At 69.2% G+C, this 19,535-nt stretch carries 20 protein-coding genes and 3 pseudogenes; 11 read left to right on the forward strand and 12 right to left on the reverse strand.

The window, feature by feature from the left end:
* Positions 1 to 173: 173 nt before the first annotated feature.
* Positions 174 to 497, forward strand: a complete 324-nt coding sequence (locus ABT170_RS28245) for a hypothetical protein (protein WP_329941371.1) — start codon at positions 174 to 176, stop codon at positions 495 to 497.
* A 22-nt stretch (positions 498 to 519) separates the two neighbouring features.
* Here ABT170_RS28245 and ABT170_RS28250 read toward each other — a convergent pair.
* Positions 520 to 897 (reverse strand): annotated as a pseudogene (locus ABT170_RS28250) (IS5/IS1182 family transposase); the annotation flags it as partial.
* Positions 898 to 985: 88 nt separating this feature from the next.
* Here ABT170_RS28250 and ABT170_RS28255 point away from each other — a divergent pair.
* The gene (locus ABT170_RS28255; RefSeq protein ID WP_329941370.1) at positions 986 to 1,372 is read left to right on the forward strand and encodes a VOC family protein; all 387 of its coding nucleotides are present in this window, start codon (positions 986 to 988) and stop codon (positions 1,370 to 1,372) included.
* Positions 1,373 to 1,512: 140 nt separating this feature from the next.
* Here ABT170_RS28255 and ABT170_RS28260 read toward each other — a convergent pair whose 3' ends face one another.
* Positions 1,513 to 2,145 carry a hypothetical protein gene (locus ABT170_RS28260; protein WP_502970578.1) on the reverse strand — a complete coding sequence of 211 codons (633 nt, stop codon included), beginning with the start codon at positions 2,143 to 2,145 and terminating at the stop codon, positions 1,513 to 1,515.
* 500 nt (positions 2,146 to 2,645) lie between these two features.
* On the opposite strand from ABT170_RS28260, the gene ABT170_RS28265 reads away from it, so the two are divergent.
* The 8 genes and pseudogenes from ABT170_RS28265 to ABT170_RS28300 form a co-directional block, all read left to right on the forward strand.
* Positions 2,646 to 3,122 (forward strand): hypothetical protein, encoded by a 477-nt coding sequence (locus ABT170_RS28265; protein WP_351872029.1) that lies wholly within the window; start codon positions 2,646 to 2,648, stop codon positions 3,120 to 3,122.
* Positions 3,123 to 3,223: 101 nt separating this feature from the next.
* Entirely contained in the window at positions 3,224 to 4,546 is a 1,323-nt protein-coding gene (locus ABT170_RS28270; RefSeq protein ID WP_351872032.1) for a radical SAM protein, read from the forward strand.
* Positions 4,543 to 5,124: a hypothetical protein gene (locus tag ABT170_RS28275; RefSeq protein ID WP_329941367.1), complete on the forward strand. Its 582-nt coding sequence runs from the start codon at positions 4,543 to 4,545 to the stop codon at positions 5,122 to 5,124. Before ABT170_RS28270 ends, ABT170_RS28275 begins: the two co-directional genes overlap by 4 nt.
* 1,214 nt (positions 5,125 to 6,338) lie before the next feature.
* Complete coding sequence (locus tag ABT170_RS28280; RefSeq protein WP_351872036.1) at positions 6,339 to 6,623, forward strand: hypothetical protein; 285 nt, start codon at positions 6,339 to 6,341, stop codon at positions 6,621 to 6,623.
* 73 nt (positions 6,624 to 6,696) lie between these two features.
* On the forward strand, positions 6,697 to 6,837 hold the full coding sequence (locus tag ABT170_RS28285; RefSeq protein ID WP_351872039.1) for a hypothetical protein: 141 nt from the start codon (positions 6,697 to 6,699) through the stop codon (positions 6,835 to 6,837).
* 33 nt (positions 6,838 to 6,870) lie between these two features.
* On the forward strand, positions 6,871 to 8,787 hold the full coding sequence (locus ABT170_RS28290) for an ISL3 family transposase (protein WP_351872188.1): 1,917 nt from the start codon (positions 6,871 to 6,873) through the stop codon (positions 8,785 to 8,787).
* 306 nt (positions 8,788 to 9,093) lie between these two features.
* Positions 9,094 to 9,543, forward strand: a complete 450-nt coding sequence (locus ABT170_RS28295; protein WP_351872042.1) for a hypothetical protein — start codon at positions 9,094 to 9,096, stop codon at positions 9,541 to 9,543.
* Positions 9,544 to 10,316: 773 nt separating this feature from the next.
* Positions 10,317 to 10,814, forward strand: a pseudogene (locus ABT170_RS28300) (hydroxymethylglutaryl-CoA lyase-like TIM-barrel protein); the annotation flags it as partial.
* Positions 10,815 to 11,019: 205 nt separating this feature from the next.
* Here ABT170_RS28300 and ABT170_RS28305 read toward each other — a convergent pair.
* The 5 genes and pseudogenes from ABT170_RS28305 to ABT170_RS28325 all read right to left on the reverse strand — a co-directional run bounded on the left by ABT170_RS28305 (position 11,020) and on the right by ABT170_RS28325 (position 14,692).
* Complete coding sequence (locus ABT170_RS28305; RefSeq protein ID WP_351872045.1) at positions 11,020 to 11,679, reverse strand: MSMEG_1061 family FMN-dependent PPOX-type flavoprotein; 660 nt, start codon at positions 11,677 to 11,679, stop codon at positions 11,020 to 11,022.
* A gap of 107 nt (positions 11,680 to 11,786) precedes the next feature.
* Positions 11,787 to 12,452, reverse strand: coding sequence for a nitroreductase (locus tag ABT170_RS28310; RefSeq protein ID WP_329941365.1), 666 nt, complete (start codon positions 12,450 to 12,452; stop codon positions 11,787 to 11,789).
* A 200-nt stretch (positions 12,453 to 12,652) separates the two neighbouring features.
* Positions 12,653 to 12,916: pseudogene (locus tag ABT170_RS28315) on the reverse strand (ATP-binding cassette domain-containing protein); the annotation flags it as partial.
* 730 nt (positions 12,917 to 13,646) lie between these two features.
* A complete protein-coding gene (locus ABT170_RS28320) occupies positions 13,647 to 14,414 on the reverse strand; it encodes an MBL fold metallo-hydrolase (RefSeq protein ID WP_351872048.1) in 768 nt (255 codons plus the stop codon).
* Positions 14,411 to 14,692 carry a hypothetical protein gene (locus tag ABT170_RS28325; protein WP_351872051.1) on the reverse strand — a complete coding sequence of 94 codons (282 nt, stop codon included), beginning with the start codon at positions 14,690 to 14,692 and terminating at the stop codon, positions 14,411 to 14,413. Before ABT170_RS28325 ends, ABT170_RS28320 begins: the two co-directional genes overlap by 4 nt.
* Before the next feature lie 26 nt (positions 14,693 to 14,718).
* Between ABT170_RS28325 and ABT170_RS28330 the strand changes: the two genes are divergently transcribed.
* On the forward strand, positions 14,719 to 15,684 hold the full coding sequence (locus tag ABT170_RS28330; protein WP_329940911.1) for an ArsR/SmtB family transcription factor: 966 nt from the start codon (positions 14,719 to 14,721) through the stop codon (positions 15,682 to 15,684).
* Positions 15,685 to 15,985: 301 nt separating this feature from the next.
* On the opposite strand, the gene ABT170_RS28335 is transcribed toward ABT170_RS28330, so the two are convergent.
* The 5 genes from ABT170_RS28335 to ABT170_RS28355 form a co-directional block, all read right to left on the reverse strand.
* Positions 15,986 to 16,405, reverse strand: coding sequence for an SRPBCC family protein (locus ABT170_RS28335; RefSeq protein ID WP_351872054.1), 420 nt, complete (start codon positions 16,403 to 16,405; stop codon positions 15,986 to 15,988).
* Between the two features lie 31 nt (positions 16,406 to 16,436).
* Positions 16,437 to 17,447, reverse strand: a complete 1,011-nt coding sequence (locus tag ABT170_RS28340) for an aldo/keto reductase (protein WP_351872057.1) — start codon at positions 17,445 to 17,447, stop codon at positions 16,437 to 16,439.
* A 443-nt stretch (positions 17,448 to 17,890) separates the two neighbouring features.
* Entirely contained in the window at positions 17,891 to 18,721 is an 831-nt protein-coding gene (locus ABT170_RS28345; RefSeq protein WP_329940914.1) for an aldo/keto reductase, read from the reverse strand.
* Between the two features lie 15 nt (positions 18,722 to 18,736).
* The gene (locus ABT170_RS28350; protein ID WP_351872060.1) at positions 18,737 to 19,084 is read right to left on the reverse strand and encodes a nuclear transport factor 2 family protein; all 348 of its coding nucleotides are present in this window, start codon (positions 19,082 to 19,084) and stop codon (positions 18,737 to 18,739) included.
* Complete coding sequence (locus ABT170_RS28355; RefSeq protein ID WP_351872063.1) at positions 19,081 to 19,500, reverse strand: GlcG/HbpS family heme-binding protein; 420 nt, start codon at positions 19,498 to 19,500, stop codon at positions 19,081 to 19,083. Before ABT170_RS28355 ends, ABT170_RS28350 begins: the two co-directional genes overlap by 4 nt.
* Positions 19,501 to 19,535: the final 35 nt, after the last annotated feature.

Consider the following 19,535-nt stretch of genomic DNA (forward strand, 5'->3'; position numbering starts at 1 on the left):
GCCCGTCTCTTTGCTGGGAAGCCGCCCAGCCGACCGGAAAGTCCGGCGTCTCAAGGCGGCTGCTCGGCTACGGTCGCCGGGGAGGTAAACGAGTGTCCTGGCCATCCGTGATCATCCTTGTCCCCTCGGATCGACGTCCGTTGCTTGAAGGGCGAATCCGTGCTTTTGAGCTCGTGCCGGATCCTGTGACCGGTGACGACAGGCTCCACCGGCACGGGTACTCGTACTCCATCGACCTCTCGGGCGGAATCCTGACTGACTACGAGAGCGACGAGCTTGAACAGGTGACCACCCGGATCGGCGACCCATACGCGGTCTACGTCTCGTGCCAGTCCATGGACGCGGCCCGAGCACTCCTCCGTGAGGTCCTCCCCGGACTCGACGGGCTCGTCGACACCAACCACTACGAAATCCTGCAGGCGAGCGAGTTCCTCACGCTCGTCGACCGCCACCCCGACTGGGACTGGCGGCGCCAACCGAGCACCGACCTCGAATAGGCCGGCTCACACCGGCACCCGGTCACCTGCGGCACCCGATCGGAATGGCGGCGAAGTGCAGGGCGGACTGGCAGGCGACTGCGAATCTGTCCGTCCGCATCGCGAAGCCGCGCCACTGCTTGAGTCGGGCGGTGCACCGCTCCACAGTGTTGCGCTCCTTGTATGTCTCGGTGTCGAAGCCGGGTGGAAGACCTCCGGCGCGGCCTCGGCGCGGTCGGTGGCCAATCGGGTCCGCAGGCTGCGGGATGACGACACGGAAGCCGCGTCGACGGAGGTGGCCACGGATTGCGCGGGGAATGGCCACATGTACGGCCGGGACGGGGCGGCACGCTTGCCCGGCTCTTGCCCAGCTGTCCGGCCAGCGTGTGTGCGACATCCGGTCACCGCCTGCTCCGGCTGTCGGGCACCGGCCGTCGTCCCGAACCGCGTCGACGAGCTCACCGCGAATAGGACCCAAGCTGTCCTAGATCTCCAATAGCGTCCCGTTCATGAGTAATGAAGACACGTCAGCATCCACGATCCGCTACTCGGCGGTCACCTTCGACTGCCCTGACCCCGCCGAACTGGCTCACTTCTACGGACAGGCTCTCGGTATGCCGGTGGTCTTCTCCACCGACGATTTCGTCCTGCTCGGCCAGGAGGGAGCTGCCGGACTCGGATTCAACCGGCTCACCGACTACCGCCGCCCCACCTGGCCGGACCCCTCCCAGGAGAAGCAGGCCCATATGGATCTGGGGGTCGACGACCTGGACGCCGCTCAGGCCCGCCTGCTCGCCCTGGGGGCCGTGAAGCCCGAATTCCAGCCGGACCCCGACCGGTGGCGGGTCCTGCTGGATCCCGCGGGCCACCCGTTCTGCATCACCACCCTGGCCTGACCGCAGCCACGTGCCGAGTGACAGGCGGTCGCAGGCACCGGCTGCAGCCCGGCGGTGGCGTGAGAGCTCGCCACCGCGGGGCATGGTCACTCACCACACCAGTCCAGGGACCTTGGTGACCGGCGAACCCGGTGCCCGTCCTACGGCTCGCCCTGTACGGCCGGCGCGGGGAGGTCGAGAACGCGGGCGAGTGCTGCTGTGACGGGAGTGCTGTGGCGGGGCAGGTGTGTGGAGGACCAGTTGGTTGCCAGTGCGAGGAAGTCGGCCAGGTCGCGCTCGGCGCGGGTGAGCAGGGGGCGGATTTCGGTGACGCGCAGTTCGATCGCCGGACCATCGGTCCGCTCGGCGTTGACCGTGAGCCGGACGGTGTCGCCGAAGCGTTCCGCGAGCGGTGAGACGGGATCGTGGCCGAACCCGAGCGGGCTGCCGTCGTCGGTGAGCCGATGCCAGTCGCGCCAGCCCTCCAGCCCGTCGCAGCAACCGGGCAGGAAGGTGACGCCCGTGGAGTGGTCGGTGACTCGCAGGCCGCCGGCCGCGAAGAGGTTGTCGAAGGTCAGCAGTCCGTGAAGGAACGAGTCGAGTGCGCCGGCGGGGCGAGGTGGGCGATCGCCGTCCGGGTCGATGTCATTGCAGCCGGCGATGCACATCACGGCCGCCCCGACCTCGACGGGTGAGAGCTCACCGCTGAGAGGCAGAAAGCCGGACGGCTCGACCTCGGTGACAGGCCAGAGGCCGAAGCCGTCAGGTGCGGATGTCTCCAGGACGGGCTGCATCACGATCAGCCGGCGAAGTGTTCCGCATCCCGAGCCCGTACGGCCTCCCGATCACGCCGCGCCCGCCCGTCTCGGCCATGTGGCTTGGTTGCGCTGGACACCGCGGTGTCGGCCCATGCCCGTCGGCATGCCCTTTCAGCAGGCCGCTTTCGGCGGAGCATCTCGCACTCATCCGCCCTCCGGTTGCCGGAGTGCCCGACCCCGTGAGCCGTGTGCGGTGAACGCGACCTGCCGCGACGGTGTGCGGTTCCGGATGCCGTTCACGTCCGGCCGCCCGGGGGGCCCGGGCGGCCTTCGTTCCTACCAGTGGCTGCTCAGGTGAAAACGGGCTCTGGTCCGACTTCTGTGGGCCTACATCTGCCTCGGCACGGTCACCCTCGCAGTCCTCATGGTCTGGCTCCGAACATGATCCGAGGGAGAGTGCCTAGTGCTTTCTTCCGAGGCCGGGTACGACCGAGGACCGATCCGGAAGAGGAACCTCCACCTTTAGCGTGGTGGTCATGAGTGAAGCTGGGCAGAAAGCCGCCTCGGCCTGCGCCATTGCCCTTGTGCGCGGGTACGCGGAGCAGGACGCCGTCGCGGTGGCGAGTTCCCTCGTCACGCTGGACACGTTCGGTCAGGCGAGGGCGTACGCAGTCCTCGGGGCGCAGCTCCAGTCGACTCTGAGCATCGTCGAGGTTGCCGGCCTGGACATCGAGGTCTGCCGTCTGGTGCGTCTGGCCGACTTCGTCGCTTCGGCCGCGCCGCCGCACTACGAGTTCGCCGTCTCCGAGGCCGTACGTGCCTGGGCTCGCGACGACCCGGGTGGGGTTCGGCAGGTGTGCGGCGAGGACTTGGAGGGTGCCCTGCATGTGTCGGCCGTCTTCGTCGCGGCGCTGGGACTGGCGCTGTGGGGCCAGGACACTTTCCTGGGCGTTCTGACCGAGTACGGGCAGAACGCCCAGGACCTCATGAGGGAATATCGGCCCGACTTCTAGCCGACCCCGCCCCGAAGAACTCTCGCCGGCTTCGTCGTCGATGCCCCCATCCCTGGCCGAGGCCGGCGAGAACCCCCGCGTAGTGAAGGAGAGTTCCGCGTATGCCCCGCCGTGCCGCCTTGGTCGAAGGTCTCATGGATCGCTTCCCGGACCTGCCTCGGGAAGCGGTGATCAAGGAGGACCTGCTGCGCGGCGGCATTGCCTTCGATGCCGCCGCACTGAGTGACAACCACGACGGGGACGTCAAACCGAAGTCGTACTTCATCTTCTCCTTCGACCACGGCACCCTGCCCGAGCTGGGTCAGGCCGCGCTGCGCCGCCCGCCGGAGGAGATCGTGCTGACTGGCGGGCCCTACGGGCTGCGCCGCACGGTGGTGTCGGTTCGGGTGAACCCTGCCTCGCCCTATCGGGTGGCACCCGGAGCTGAGGGGAGGCTGGGTCTGTATCTGGACGGGGAACGGATCGCCGATGTCGGTCTGCCGCCGATGCCGGACTACTACCGGCACACCCTGGCGAGCGGGAAGTCGGTGATGGAGGTCGCCCCGACCATCCAGTGGGGTTATCTGATCTATTTGACGGTGTTCCGCGTCTGCCAGTACTTCGGCGCCAAGCAGGAGTGCCAGTACTGCGACATCAACCACAACTGGCACCAGCACAAGGCTGCGGGCCGCCCCTACACCGGTGTCAAGCCCGTCGAGGAGGTACTGGAGGCACTGGAGATCATCGACCGGCTCGATGTCGCCGGCACTTCAACCGCCTACACGCTGACCGGCGGGGCGATCACCTCACGGGTCGGGGGGCTGGACGAAGCCGACTTCTACGGGCAGTACGCCAAGGCGATCGAGGAGCGGTTCCCCGGCCGCTGGATCGGCAAGGTCGTCGCCCAGGCCCTGCCCAAGGACGCCGTTCGGCGCTTCCACCACCACGGGATACGGATCTACCACCCCAACTACGAGGTGTGGGACCGCCGCCTGTTCGAGCTGTACTGCCCCGGCAAGGAACGGCACGTCGGCCGCGACGAATGGCACCGGCGCATCCTGGACTCCGCCGAGATCTTCGGGCCGCGCAACGTGATCCCGAACTTCGTCGCGGGGGTCGAGATGGCCGAGCCCTTCGGTTTCACCGATGTCGGCGAGGCCATCGACTCCACCGTCGAGGGCCTGCGGTTCTTCATGTCGCACGGCATCACGCCGCGCTTCACCACCTGGTGCCCGGAGCCCACGACCCCTCTGGGCAAGGCCAACCCGCACGGAGCACCGCTGGAATACCACGTCCGGCTCCTTGAGGCGTACCGGGCGACGATGCAGGAGTTCGGGCTGAACTCGCCACCCGGATACGGTCCGGCCGGCCCCGGGAACGCCGTCTTCTCCGTCAGCTCCTTCATGGACACCCTCCCCGCGCAACCGCAGGAGGCGAAGAAGTGAACTTCCGTACACCGATCCCGGCGCTGTTCCCCGGTGCCTCGGGCCGTATCGTCACCGCGCTGACCGCCCACCGGGCGACGAACGCCGAGGCACCGCTGTCGCCGACGGACCTGGCCCGTGACGCGTCCGTCGCAGCCACCCAAGTGGAGGCCACGCTCTTCCGTCTCGGTCTCCTGGGTCTGATCGAGCCACGTGGGCGTGGCGAGGATGTGCGGCCGGTCGCAGAGCACGTCGTGTGGAAGGCACTGGACGGCTTGGCCGACTTGCGGCAGCGCGTGGTGGAGGAAGTCCGCGAACGTGCCGCTGCGGACCTCTCCCCCGCCCCGGCCCGGCTCGCCATCGCCGGTCCCGTCGCCGACGGCACTGCCACCCACCCCGCCGACGTACTGGAGCTGATCGTCGTCCCACCCTCCACAGCCCCCGAGAACTGGAGCGAGCAGGCAGAGCGCATGGCCGCGCGGCTCTCCCGGCACCTGGGCAACGTCGTCACCCTTCGCACAGCGGCGACCGACGCCGACGCCGCCCGCTTCGCCGGACCCGAGGCATCCCTCATCATTCCGCCGGACAGTGCGCGGTAGATCACCGGCAGCCGCTTCCAGGAGATGAGGGGATATGCCCCTGCTTACGGACGGGGTGTTGCAACGGCCTCGTGAACTGAAGTGGGCGCCCGGGGCCTCTGTGCAACAGGACGTGACGTCTGCCCTGCCGGTTCAACGACCGGGCACGGGCCGGGCACGCCCACTCGACACCCTGTTCGGCCAAAGCCTCGCGCTGCTCCTGGGTAGGCCGGTCGCGTCGGCTCTTGGTGTTGGAGAGCCACACACCGGCCGGACCGGTCGCTGCCCGGATGCAGCGCTTGGGAGGCGGCGGACATGCCACTGGCCGGCCACCTCGCCCCGTTCTGACACCGGAAGTGGCCTCCTGGAACGCGGGACCACCCCCGCGGACCGGCCGCTGCCCACGACGCCCCGCGCCTCGCCGGCCGCCGCACGCTCCCGTTCCACCACCCCCACCATGTCCCCGGCCGCTGCCCCGACCGACAGTCGGGCGGCCCCGGCCCATGCGGCCGCGCCCGCACACCGGCCGTACCTTCACCCGACAAGGGCACACGCCACACCCGGTAGAAGAGACCTCGCTGTTGCCGGACGCGGCAGGAGCGGCCGGTCTCCGGCGGCAGGAGCGGCCGGTCTCCGGTCGAGCTGACCGACATCGACTACGTGAAGTCGGCTGCGCGTGGACCGCCCCCGACCCCCAGTATTCCGGTAGGGGTTGGGGGATTCAGGGATCGGGGGGCGGCGTCGTTCGGAGTCCGTGGTCCTGCCGGGGGCGAAGGTGAAGTTCACGGGGCCGCGCGGAGTCTGTTCGACCGCCGGGAACGCGTGGTGGATGGCTGGAGACAGGGGTATGAGCGGACGTACAGGGAACTGCTGGCAGTGGTGGCGCGGCTGGATACCCTGCGGCGGCGCGGTGGGCGCGAGCTGGATCCGATGGCCACTGCGGCGATTCACGCCTCCACTCACACGGTCCGGACCCTGTGGCGCGCCATGCGGCGGGAGGTGACTCCTCCGCCGCTCACCGATCAGAGCGACATGTTCCTCGACCTGGCCAGGGAGGGAACCGCCCGCCTGCACAGAGCCGGGACGGAACGGCGCAAGCCCCGGTACGGACATGGGATCCCGTGCCCTCCATCCTGGACCCCGCGTGGATCCCCGCGCACACCGTCGACCAGTTACTTGTTGTCCACCGGGCCCGGCCACCCGTGACGACCCCTGGTGCCCCTGCGGGGGCTGGCATGACAACGCTTCGGGAAGTCACCGCAGACCACACCCAGGACATGCTGGACGGCATGGAGGGAACTGTCCGCCGCCGGCGAGCCACCGCTCTGTGCAGCTTGTTCCGGGCGCTCAAGCGCGAACGGCTGGTCTTCCGCGACCTCGATCGCCACCTGCCCGTGGGCGATCTGACCAACATCCCGCGACCGGCCCCCTCCGACGTGCTGGTCGGCCTGTTTAGCTTCGTTCACTTCAAGGGGTTCTGGCTCAGCTTTCGTGCAGTGGCCACGGTGAGTGACGACTGAGCGTCTCCGGACGGCATACGAAGTCGCCCGAAAATGGATGGTGGTCAGTGCCGCCAGGCTGACAGTTCGGGCCGTGGAAGACGTTGTACTCCGGCTGAAGAAGCTGTTGTTCCCGGCGATCGCGGGCATCGCGGTGCTGTCGGTGGACGTAGATGTCGAGAAGGTGCGCCTTGACGCACAGTGCACCACGGCCGGCGCCGCTTGCTCGGGATGAGGAGTCTGCTCGACCCGAGTTCACAGCTCCTACCTGCGGTTTCTCGCTGACGTCCCGAGTGCCGGACGAAGCGTCGTACTCCAGCTGCGGGTCCGGCGGTTCCGGTGCGGGAACACCAAGTGCCCACGTCAGACGTTCGTGGAGCAGATATCCGGCCTCACCCGCGGGCATGTCCAGCGCACCGAGCGGCTGCGTTCCACTCTGACCGCAGTCGGCCTCGCCCTGGCTGGTCGAGCCGGCGCCCGCCTGGCTGCCGTACTCGGCATGTCCAACAGCCGGAGTACGGTCCTGCGCCTGGTCAAGGCGCTGCCCGAGCCGGAGGTGCCGACGCCGCGGGTGGTCGGCGTCGACGAATACGCCACCCGCAAGGGCCGCCACTACGGCACTGTCCTGGTGGACGCCGAAACCCGCCGGCCGATCGATCTCCTGCCTGATCGAGAAGCATCGAGCCTGGCCGCCTGGCTCGCCCGGCGGCCAGGGATCGAGGTCGTCTGCCGGGACCGCTCGCTGTTCTTTGCGGAAGGCGCCACTGCCGGGGCACCCCAGGCGACGCAGGTCGCCGACCGCTGGCACTTGTGGCACAGCCTCGGGGAAGCCGCTGAGCGGGCGGTCGCCCGCCACCGCCAGTCCCTTCGCGTTCTGGTCCCCGATCGTGAGGCGAAGGCCGAACCACCGGCGCCGCCCGAGGAGAAGGCGGGCTCGCCATGGCGGAGCGAGCGGTTCGCCAATCGCGTCCGAGCCAGGCACGCCACGGTCCATGCGCTGCTGGAAGCCGGCCACAGCCGCCGTTCCATCGGGCGTCAGCTCCGGATGACCCACCGCACCGTCAAGAGCCTCGCCGACGCTGCGAAGCCTGAAGACCTCTTTCGCGGTCAGTGGCAGCACAACAGGACCTCCGTCCTCGACGAGTACAAGCCCTACCTGGACGAACGTTGGGACGAGGGCTGCACCAACGCCTGGAAGCTCTGGGAGGAAATCGTTCCCTTGGGCTATCGAGGCAGCTACGGCCGGGTCAGCGCCTACCTGCGAGAGAAGCGCACCTCGCCACGGCCGGCGACCGCACAACCGCCGGCACCCCGCGTGGTGCCGAGATGGATCCTCAGCCGACCCGAGACGCTGACCGAGATCGAACAGCTCCGGCTCAAGGCCGTCCTGGCCAACTGTCCCGAACTCGATGCCCTGACCGGTCACGTCCGGTCCTTCGCCCACATGCTCACCGAGCGCCAGGGGGAACGACTCCCGCAGTGGCTCGACGCTGTCCGCCAGGACGACCTGCCCAGCCTCCACACTCTCGCGGCAGGAATCGACCGAGACCGCGACGCGGTCATCGCCGGCCTGACGCTGCCCTGGAACTCCGGAGTCGTCGAAGGCCACGTCAATCGGATCAAGATGCTCAAGCGCCAGTTGTTCGACCGTGCAGGCTTCGACCTCCTGCGCAAACGGGTCCTGCTCGCCCCGTGGTCATGTTGTCAGTCCCTGATGCGAGGATCCGGGCGACCTCACGCAAGGGAGATCAGCATGGGCATCTGGGATGCCGGTCCCTTTGACAACGACACAGCAGCGGACTTCGCCAACGCTCTCGACGACGCCGAGCCCGAGGCGCGCGAAGCCCTGATCCGCGGCGTCCTCATCCGGACAATCGACGCCACCGGCTATCTCACGGAAGCAAAAGAGGCGGTGGCTGCCGCTGCACTCGTCGCGGCGCAATGTCCGGGAGGCGAACCCGTCGACATGTCCTACGGCCCGGAAACACCTATGCCCGTGTTCCCTTCCGACCTTCGGGCACTCGCCGACGAAGCCCTCGCCCGCATCGCCAGCGACGAGGACGGGCTGGCCTCAAACTGGGTCACCCCAGAGGACTGGAAGCAGTGGCGAGCCATACTCACCAGCCTTCGCGCAGTGCTTGCCCCGCCACCCGCTTCCATCGCTCTCTTCTACGTCCAGCCATAACGGAGCGTCACTCGGCACGAAAGCTGAGCCAGAACCACTAATGGTGAATAAAGCCATGTGAGAGATCAGAGATGCGAGCGATTCTAATGAGCGCCAGCCGCCCACGTGATCCCTTTCTCAGTCCAGAAGAGTGCACCCGTAACTGCCTCCCGGGCCGCGGCACACATGGACCACCTCGGCGAGCTCCGCGTCCAGGCCGTGCACCGCGAACCCGGAGTGTTTCGACTCGCTCGGCCCACTGCAGTCTGCGTCGGCCGACGAGGATTTCGGTTGCGGAAGATCGTGCGGATGCGGTGATACTCCGTCATGAGTAGAGATGCCGAGGTCATTGTGCTTGCCCGTTGGTCGGACGAGGTCATGGAACCGCTGAGCCAGGACGACCCGGAACGCACTTGGCGAGGCCGCTTCGTCCCGATCGCGGGACACTGGGGCTACGAGTTCGGGTGGGCCCTGGAGTTCGAGAAGATGCACGCCCGCAAGGGCCTGCTCAAGCACCTGGAGTCGCTGCCGTGGCCGCATCCGCACACGGTGCAAGTGCTGCTTCGCGACCAGGACGACGACTGCTTCGGGCTGTGGATGTTCCAGGAGGGTCGGCTGGTGGAAGTCACCATCCCGCGCACCGAACGCTTCCACGAGCCGGCACCGCCCAACGAGGACTTCGAACCCGACCCGGGCATGCTGCTGCGCACCGACCAGGACACAGCCCTGCCCGACCAGACCCCGGCAGCACTCCGCGACACCCGCCCACCCTGGTAGACCCCGAGCCCGACCTACGACGATGCGCTGAGGGGACGCCATGGCGTGCGCATTGACTCGCAGGGCAGCGAACACAGAGAGGTACCGATGCCCGGCGCACTGCGCGGGCATCCGCACAGCTCCCTGCCGGGCCATTGCGCACGAAGAGCCCAGGACGCGCGCAGGAGATCAGGAGAGGTTCCAACAGTGTTCCAACCGAGCCCCGCGTCCTGCTGGTTCCCCTGGCACCCCCATCAGTGACGCCGGGAATCCGGTGACTTCCCCCCTGCCGGCGCGCGGGCCGGGCACCGTCGTCCGGATGGACAGATCCGGATCGAGGCGGCTGTTCATGTCCGGCTCGTACAGGCCGTACGGAGATGCTCGGCCGGTACTCGTTCCTCCTGCCGGAGATGCCTGATGGTCTTCGGCCACTGCGCGATCCGGACGGGGCCGAGGCGTGGCGGGGGCGGCCGGGCGGGACGGGTACGTCATCACACCTGCCCCGTGGCAGCGACGAGGGTCGCAGCAGTCGCTGTCCCGGGAGGGCTCGTCCTCACGGTTTCGGTGCGGCCCTGATCCAGTCCCGGGCGGTGGTGACGGCGGTATCGAGGGCGCCGAGGAGAGTGTCGTAGGCGGGCACGGCGCTGTCGGGGCCGAGGTGGTCGGTGAGGTCGGTGGTGTCGGCGAGTGCGGGTCGGACTCCGGCGAGGATGAGCCGTCCGCCGGCCTGGTGGAGTTCGTCGGCGCGGCGGCGCAGGAGTTTCAGGACGGCTGAGGAGGGGACGCCGGGCAGGTACGGCGCCCAGTGCGTCTACGTCACCGACTCCGGCGGCCGGCTGACGATGAACGACGTCGTCGCCCGGGTCTGCGCCTGCCGCGACGTCCTCGAAGCGGCGACCGAGATCGGCATCCACGCCCACGAGAACCTCGCGCTCTCCGTCGCCAACTCCGTGGTCGCGGTCGAGAACGGCTTCTACCGCGTCGACGCCTCGCTCGCCGGACACGGGGCGGGCGCGGGCAACCGCCCCATCGAAGCCTTCATCGCCGTCGCGAACCTGTCGGGCCTCCAGCACAACTGCGACCTCTTCAAGTTGCCGGACGCGGCAGACGACATCGTCCGCCCTCTCCAGGACCGCCCTGTCCGAGTCGACCGCGAGACGCTCACGCCGGTGTCAACTCCAGCTTCCTGCGGCACGCCGAGACCGCCTCGCAGCAATACGGAGTCGACGTCCGTCGGCGGCCAGGAGGACATGATCCTCGGCATCGTCCTCGGTCTGGCGGCCGGCCGCTGAGGTCGCCTCCGTCGGCCGGTTCGCGGCCGGACCCCATTGCCGTTCCGGTGCTCCGCACGGGGCACCCGGCCCCGGTCGCCCACCCGCCCGGCCTGAAGGGGGATCGCGGATGTCTGTCCCGGCGAAGCGAAGGCCGCCGCCCCGCGACGCGGTACGGGCGGGGCGGGCAGGGGGGCCGGTGGTTCCGCGATCGCCGGTCCGCCGGCTACTCGTACCGGTACTTCAGCGAATCCGCCTCCGCCTGCTCGATGTCGGCGATCGTCAGCTCCGGCATCCGCAGCTGGGCAAGGGTCACCTCGGCCGAGGCCGGCTGGGCGCCCGCCGGCAGCCACTGCTCCGGCTTCCAGGCCCCGCTGCGGAGGAGCGATTTGGGACAGTGCGGGTAGACCTCCTCGATCCCCAGTACCAGCGCACTGGCCGGCGGCTTGCCCACGGCGGTCAGCTCCGACAGCAGATCCGGGCGGGTGGAGACGCAGGCCCGGCCGTTCACCCTGAGCGTCGTGGTGCGCCCCGGGATGACGAACAGCAGCCCGGCCCGCCCGGTGGCGATGACGTTCTGCAGGGTGTCCAGGCGCTTGTTCCCGGTCGCGTCGGGTATCGCCACCGTCCGTGCGTCCAGAACGGCGACGAACCCGGCGGGGCCGCCGCGCGGGGAGACGTCACAGTTGCCCTCGGCGTCCGCGCTGGCGATCAGGACCAATGATGAGCAGCTGATCAACCGCTTTGTCTGTTCGGTGAGTTCGGTCATCTGCTTGCGAACGGCCGCGTCGCTGGGAAGTGCGTAGGCCCGGCGCAGCGTCTCCTCGTCGGGCACGGCGTCGAGGCGTAGTGAGTCGAAGGCACTGAGGGCAAGGGGTGTGTTCATTGCTCCGGACCCTGATAGGGCCGACCTGCGATTGGGCTTGGTCGGCGAGTACGAGGACATGGTGACAGTCACGTCTGCTGATCCTGCGGATCTTGACCGACTGATGGTCACACGCCGATGAAGCTCACTGTTTCCGTCATGCCTGCCCGCCCGGTGCGCAGCCGTGGCGCGCCTTCCTTCTCGAATCCCACCGAGACACCGCAGAACAGCACGAGCCTGTCATCGGCTCCGACCATCTGGCTGACGGTCCTGCGGTACATGGTCCACATCACCTGGGGGCAGCTGTGCAACCCTTCCGCCCTCAGCAACAGCATGACCGTCTGCACGTACATCCCCGCGTCCGCCCACTGCCCGGGGCCCATCGTCCGGTCGAGGTAGCAGAACAGCACGACCGGCGCCCCGAACGCGTCCGAGTTCAAGGCGGCGATCTTCATGGGCCGGTCGGGGTCGTCGCGCTCGATGCCCAACGCTTCGTACCGCTGAGCCGCCGCGGAGGCGAATCGGTCCGTATACGGTGCGGTCAGTCCGGCCGGGTACATCGGATACTCCCGCTCGTCGCCCGGGTCGTTCGTCAGTGCCCTGGCCGTCGCGCGCCTCTTCAGTTCGGCCAGGGGCTCGCCGGCCACGACATAGACATGCCACGGCTGGAGGTTGCCACTCGACGGGGCCCGCGTTGCTGCGGTCAGCACTCGTTCGAGAACCTCTTGGGGCACCGGCGCATCGCTGAACGCCCGCACGGCCCGGCGGCCGTCCACGGCTTCATACACATCCACGTAGCTCTCGTCCTCTCACTCGATGTAGCTCGACCTGCCGGTCGGTAGTGTTCTTCGCCGATCCTGGATCGTTTCGGTTCAGTTCCACCTCGACGGTACGGAAGGTGACCACGGGGCCGGGCGAGCAGATCCTGCCTGCGGCCCGCAGGGGGCGGACGGCGTCTCCGGTCGCGGCGTCGGCGTTCCCGCGTCGGCCGCGACCCGGAGCGGCGGACGCCTCGGGCGTCCAGCATCGCGCCGACCGCGCACAGCGGCCTTCGCAGGGCCGCGTAGGGCCGGCCTGCGATCAGGGCCCGCCCTCGGGTGGGATGGTCCAGGCCCAGGATCATGCGCATCGTGGTGGACTTCCCGGCCCCGTTGGGACCGAGGAAGCCGGTCACGCGGCCGGGCTCGATGTCGAGCGTCAGCCCGTCCACGGCAAGGGTGTCGCCATAGCGTCTCGTGAGTCCTCGGAGGGTGATCACGGAGTTCCCTCGCTGTCGGTCGCGGAATACGGAATACGGAATACAGAACGCGGAGTACGGAACGCGGAGTACGGAACGCGGAGTACGGAACGCGGAAGGTGCTGCGGCGCGCCCACCGACGCGGGTGGGCCGCATCTCCTCCACCCGAGCGACGCTAGGAGTCCGAGGCACCGGCGCCCATCGGTCGAACGGCAGCGGCGACCTGCCCTTCGTCGGGGGTGAGCCCCGCCTCCGGGCGGATCCATGGGCATACCCGTCCGCACGGTGGCGCGCCGCCCGTAGGCTCGCCGCGTGGAAGAGCCCCACGAGGCAGATGTGGCCATCAAGTTCGTTCAGGCGGCCGAACGGCGATGTGCGGCCGACCGCGAACCCGAGCGTCTGACGGCCGACGATGGCGGCTGCCATCGTCGGCGGCGCTCGCGAGCGGGCTTTCCGGGGTCGAGGAGGCGGTGCTCGACCAAGACGACGAGCGCGGACAGCACCACGGCGAGGCGGCTGTTCGGTCCAGTCGCACTGCACCGCTGTGCCCACGAAACCGCCTCCGTGGGCATGGGCCACGAGCGGGAGGCCGGTTCGGGCGGCGGCCTCTCCGTGCCCGTGACCTCACCTGTGTATCCTCCTTGGCCGGACTTGCGGACCGGCGATCCGAGGACAGCTCGTTGCTCTCGTGTGGCCGACGGCCGGCGCTCGCCGGGGTCAGAGTTCTCCGAGGCACGGTTGCCCAGAGGATCTACGGGCGCGGTTCCTGTCGCAGATAGCTCTGTGTCAGTTCGAGCAGGCGGCTCCGGTCGAAGCTGCGGCCGTGGCCCGGGTGGACGACCGACAGGTCCAGGTCCGCGAGGTGCTCCATGCTGTGCCGGTAGGCGGAGCGGTCCGATTCAGGGAAGTCATCGATGAGGTGGCCGTCGTAGACCACATCCCCTGTGTAGAGCGCGCCGGTGCGCTCCTCGTGGAGGGCGATGCATCCGGGTGTGTGGCCAGGCAGGTGGATGACCGTCAGTGTCCGGCCACCCAGGTCGATGACGTCCCCGTCGTGAAGACGGCGGGTCACCGTCAGCGGAGCCACGCTGTAGGCGCGCGGGTTGTATCCAGGGCGGGGAAGAGAGTCGATCAGCAGGTCCGGCAGGTATTCCTCCGCCGGGACGATGCCGATCCTGTTGTAGAGCTCGGTGGTGTACAGGCTCGCCGGTACACCACGCGCGAGCACGTCGGCGGCGGCAGCGTGGGCGGCTTGTTCGCGGAACTCACCCGCTCCTCCGACATGGTCCAGATGGGCATGCGTGAGGATCACCAGCGGATCCCGCTCGAACAGCTGCGGAATCTCCGCGCGCAGGGAGGCCACGCCCAGACCCGCGTCCACGACGATGTCGCGGTCGGTTCCACGCAGCCACCACACGTTGGCCCGCAGCAGCTTGTCGACATGCGGTTCGGTGATCCGGACGACTCCGCCACCGAGTTCGTGCTGCTCGTACCAGCAGCCCGTGACCACCCCGGTCATCCGCCGATCCCCCGCAGACTCTCGCCGCTCCCCGCTGGGAGCAGGCGCTGGCGGTATTCCACGAACTTCCGGTTCAGCTCGTAAAATCGGGTGCCCGAACCGTCGTTGACTACGGTGCGAGCCCCAGCCATTGCCTTGCGGATCAGTGCGATCAGGCGCGGGGCAGGCTTGCGGACCTGCTGGTGGCCGGCACCGATGCCGTCGTACGTCACCGTTGCCGGACGTTCCCCGGCAGCAGAAGCATTCATGCGCCTGATCACATCAGGCTGTTCACCCACCGAGCGAAAGATTTAGTGTGGGCCAAATGTTGCTGCTCCGGCTCGATGTCGACGACCTGGCCTCGGTCCGGTTCGCGTATTCACCCCTCACCGAGACCGTCCTGAGCCTGTGGGCGTGGCACAACCCGGCACGTCATGCCGAACACCAGCCCTTTCTCCGCCGGTCCGCCCCGCTGCTGAGACAGCTCGACTGGCCCCTGCTGCAGGCACTGGTCGGCTCCCGCCGACGGATTCCCGACTTCGTCACCCCACATCCGACAACGTCCACCCCTGACATCGATGACGAGTTCGCCGCACTGCGGGCGACGCCGACCGATCGCATGGTGCCCGAACTGCTCCAGGCCGCCAGCGGCGGAGAGCTGGACCCGAATCTCCAACAGGTGTACGACGCACCTCGGCAGCTCCTCGCGCGGATCGCCGACGCCCTCCACGCCTACTGGGCTCTCGTGATCGCACCGCATTGGCCGCGGATGCACGCCGTTCTGCGGGCCGACGTCCTCCACAGGGCCCGCCGCCTGACCGATGGGGGCGCGGCGGCCCTCTTCCCGGACATCGACCCGGGGCTCTGCTGGGAGACCGGCACGCTCAGTGTGGACACTCTGCGCGACGAGCCACGTGATGAAGCGGTGGACGGACGCGGAGTGACCCTCACCCCGTCCCTGTTCAGTCACCACACCAGCACCCTCGTCAATGCGGCGCTGCCTCCGAGGATCCTCTACCCGGCGCGAGGCCGGGCCACGGTCTGGCACACCGAAGCGCCCTCTCCGCCCCAAGCCCTGGCAGACCTCCTCGGCGCTACCCGTGCCCGCATCCTGACACTTCTCACCGAGCCCTGGAGCACCACCGACCTGGCCCTCCGACTGGCGCTCAGCCAGGGAGCAGTGAACCAGCACCTCGGCATCCTGCACCGGACCGGACTTGTCACCCGGGCACGGCACGGACACCGCGTCCTGTACCTGCGCGCCCCTCTCGGTGATCAGCTCGTGGCATGAGGACGGGACCGCGGCCACTGGCCCGGCGCCTGCGGCAGTTGATCGGACAGTACGCGGATGAGCACCGGTGGTCCGGTGGTATGCCTTGCCACTCCCCAGGTGACGCTGCGCCGGTTCGCCATCACGGGCGCACAGGCCGGCGATAACGAAGCAGCATGATCACGAGAACTCTGCGCGCCCTGGCCCGCGCCTCCCTCACCGTCCTGCCCCTGGCCACTGGACACGGGCCCCTCCGAGGCCCGGAACGAGCCGGCAGCCCGGGTGTGCGGGGGCGTACCCGGGCTTGCAGGAAGCAGTGCTCTCAGGCGGCGAGGGTGGTGTGGAGGGCGCCGAGGCCGTCGCGGTAGATGGTGGTGAAGAGTGCCACGGCCTCGTCCTCGGTGGCGCCGTCGGGGTTGAAGCGGCCGGACCACTGGACCTCGGCGGCGTTCTCCTGGCCGGGGACGGTGTGGACGCGGATCGTGGAGACGTAGCCGCTGACGGGGAACGGGGCTTCCAGGATGGCGTAACTGTAGTGGCGCTCGGTCTCGTTGAAGGCGACGAGGCGCTCGGTGATGATGCCGCCCTCGGGGTTGCGCAGGCGGCGGACGCGGCCGCCTGCGAGGGCGGTGCTCTCGGGAATGCACGGGAGCCGGTCGGGGAGGGAGTCGAAGCCGCCGATGAGGTTCCACACCTTGTCCGGGGAGGCGGGGACGATGCGGCTGACGGAGGTGGAGGCCATGATCGGATTTCCTGACGGGTGGGGGGGTGGTTCAGGCGCCGTACGGCAGCGGGGCGGCCGGGCTGACGAGGTCGGCGGTACGCAGGTCGTGCCAGAACGCGGCGGGGACGGTCTCGTTGAGCGCCGCCCGGTCCTCGGCGATGCGGCTGGGCTTGGTGGCGCCGGCGACGACCGCGTCGGTGACCGGGTGGGCGAGGGAGAACTGCAGGGCGGCGGCCTTGATGCTCACGCCGTGCTTCGCGGCCAGGTCCTTGAGCCGGATGACGCGCTCGATGATGTACGCAGGGGCTTCCTGGTACTCGAAGTGGGTGCCGCCGGCGAGGACGCCGGAGCTGTAGGGGCCGCCGACGACCATGCCGACGCCCTGCTCCTGTGCCATGGGCAGCAGGCGCTGGAGCGCGTGCTCGTGGTCGAGGAGGGTGTAGCGGCCGGCGAGGAGGAATCCGTCCGGGCGGGGCTCGTCGAGGGACAGGGTGAGCTCGATCGGTTCGGTCTTGTTGACGCCGAGGCCCCATGCCTTGATGACGCCCTCGTCGCGCAGGCGGGACAGGACTCGGAAGGCGCCGGTGCGGGCCTCCTCGAACTTGGCCAGCCACTGGTCGCCGTGGAAGTCCTGGGCGATGTCGTGGACCCAGACGATGTCGAGCCGGTCGGTGCCGAGCCGCTCGAGGCTGTCCTCGATGGAGCGTTCGGTGGCCTCGGCGGTCCACACGTGGAGCATCTTGTGGGGATTGCCGTGCTCGAACAGGCCACCCTTCTCACCGAGGTCGCGGGAACCTTCCTCCAACTCGTCGAGGATGACCCGGCCGACCTTGGTGGAGAGCACGTACTCGTCACGGGGCTTGGCGGAGAGGACCTCGCCGAGGCGCTGCTCGGCGAGGCCGGAGCCGTAGAAGGGGGCGGTGTCGTAGTAGCGGACGCCCTGGTCCCAGGCGGCCTCGACGGTGGCGGCGGCCTCCTGGTCGGGTATCGCGCGGAACATGTTGCCGAGCGGGGCAGTGCCGAAGCCGAGTCGGCCGGGAAGGATTTCCTTGAGGGACATGGTGGTGCCTTTTCGAAACGGAGAGTGGGGGACGCAAGGGCCACCCAATAAATGCGAGCGCGCCTTGCATGCTTTAACAATAATTGCAGACGCGGGATAATTCAAGCCTGTGCGACGGATGCAGGGAAACGCGGCAACTCGACGGGACGGTCGCCGCCGTCGAGGCCGAGCCGGTCGGCGAGGCGCGCGTGGTCGGCGACGTCCGGGACACCCTGGGGGCGGCCGGCCGTACGGTCGGTGGCCTGCCGGGAGGGCCCCAGTCGTTGTCGAGGGGAGTTCCAGGCCGAGGGTGAGCCGGCCCTCGCCGGGGGGCGAGGCGCGCGAGGGCGGAGTGACGGGGTGCCATGGGTGGATCCCCTCAGAGCGGGGGGAACGGGCGAAGCCCGCTGCGGGTCGGCCGGGAAGGGCCGGCCCGCAGCGGGCTTCCGGGGGGGCGGGGTCGGTCAGTTGAGCTGGTCGGGGTGCGGGCCGGTACGCAGGCCGCGGTCGGTGGCGGCGATGGCGGCCATGTCCCCGTCGGTCAGCTGGAAGTCGAAGACGTCCAGGTTCTGGCGGATGCGCGCCGGGGTGACGGACTTCGGAATGACGATGTTGCCGAGCTGGAGGTGCCAGCGCAGGACCACCTGAGCGGCGGACTTGCCGGTGCGGGCGGCGATCGCGGTGATCGCCGGGTCGTCCAGGACGGCGCCCTGGGCGAGCGGGCTCCACGCCTCGGTGGCGATGCCGTGCTCGGTGTGGAAGGCGCGCAGCTCGGCCTGCTGGAGGCCGGGGTGCAGCTCGACCTGGTTCACGGCGGGCACCAGCCGGCTGTCGTCCAGCAGGCGCTGGAGGTGGGCGGGCTGGAAGTTGGAGACGCCTGCGGCGCGGATGCGGCCCTCGGAGACGAGGCGCCCGACGGCGCGCCAGGAGTCCGGGTAGAGGTCGCGGGCCGGGGTGGGCCAGTGGATCAGGTAGAGGTCGAGGTAGTCGAGGCCGAGCTTGGCGAGGCTGGCGTCGAAGGCTCGGAGGGTGGCGTCGTAGCCCTGGTCGGCGTTCCACAGCTTGGTGGTGACGAACAGGTCCTCGCGCGGCAGGCCGGAGGCGGCCAGGGCCCGGCCGACGCCGGTCTCATTGCCGTAGATCGCGGCGGTGTCGATGCTCCGGTAGCCGGCTTCGAGGGCGGTGGTGACGGCGGCGGTCGTCTCGTCGTCGGGGACCTGGAAGACGCCGAAGCCGAGCTGGGGAATCTCGACGCCGTTGTTGAGTTTCACGGTGGGGACGGTGGGGGTGTCCATGGTGTGTGCTTCCTTTCAGCGGGGAAGGTCGGTGAGGGTGCAGCGGACGGTCTGGGCGCTGATGAGTCCGTCGCGGAAGGCGAAGGTGTCGGTGCCGTCGGTGACCTGGTGAGTGGCGGTGACGGCGGTCCGCTGGAGGAACAGCACCCCGCCCGCGAACTGCGGCTCCAGCTGGCAGTCGGCGTCCGGGAGATCGGCCGGGAGGCGGCCGGTGATCCACCGGCCCCCGTCGCGGCCGTGGTACGCGCCCTCGGGGGTGATGAGGACAGCGTCCTCGGTGCGGTTCCCGGCGATGTGGTCGAGGTCGCCGGTGCCCAGGCGCCGCCCGTGATCGGCGAAGACCTCCTGCGGCGTGCGGGTCATGGGGCGAGTTCTGCCAGCGCGGCGGTGGCGAAGGAGTGGTCCTGCTCGGGGGCGCCGCCACCGAGGCCGATGGCGCCGACGAGCTTGCCGTCGCGGTGGATCGGGACGCCACCGGCGATGAACAGGAGCGGCCGGTCGAGTGCGGTGGCCAGGGTGTGGAACGGTCCGTCCGGCTTGACGAGGTCGACCAGGTCGGCGGTGGGGGCGCCCAACTGGAGGGCGGTGTACGCCTTGCGGGTGCTGGTCTCCCCGGAGATCAGTACGGCGCTGTCGTCGCGGAGGAAGGCGAGCAGATGGCCACCCGCGTCCAGGACGGTGACGCTGACCGCGGCCCCGGCCGTCCGAGCGGCGCGGCGGGCGGCGGCGACGAGGGTCTCGGCGTCGGCGGTGGTCAGCGGGGTGAGGGTGGCAGTCATGGTGGCGCTTCTCCTGGAAGGAACGGGGAGGGGGA

Source organism: Streptomyces sp. NPDC001787 (assembly GCF_040297465.1).
GTDB lineage: Bacteria > Actinomycetota > Actinomycetes > Streptomycetales > Streptomycetaceae > Streptomyces.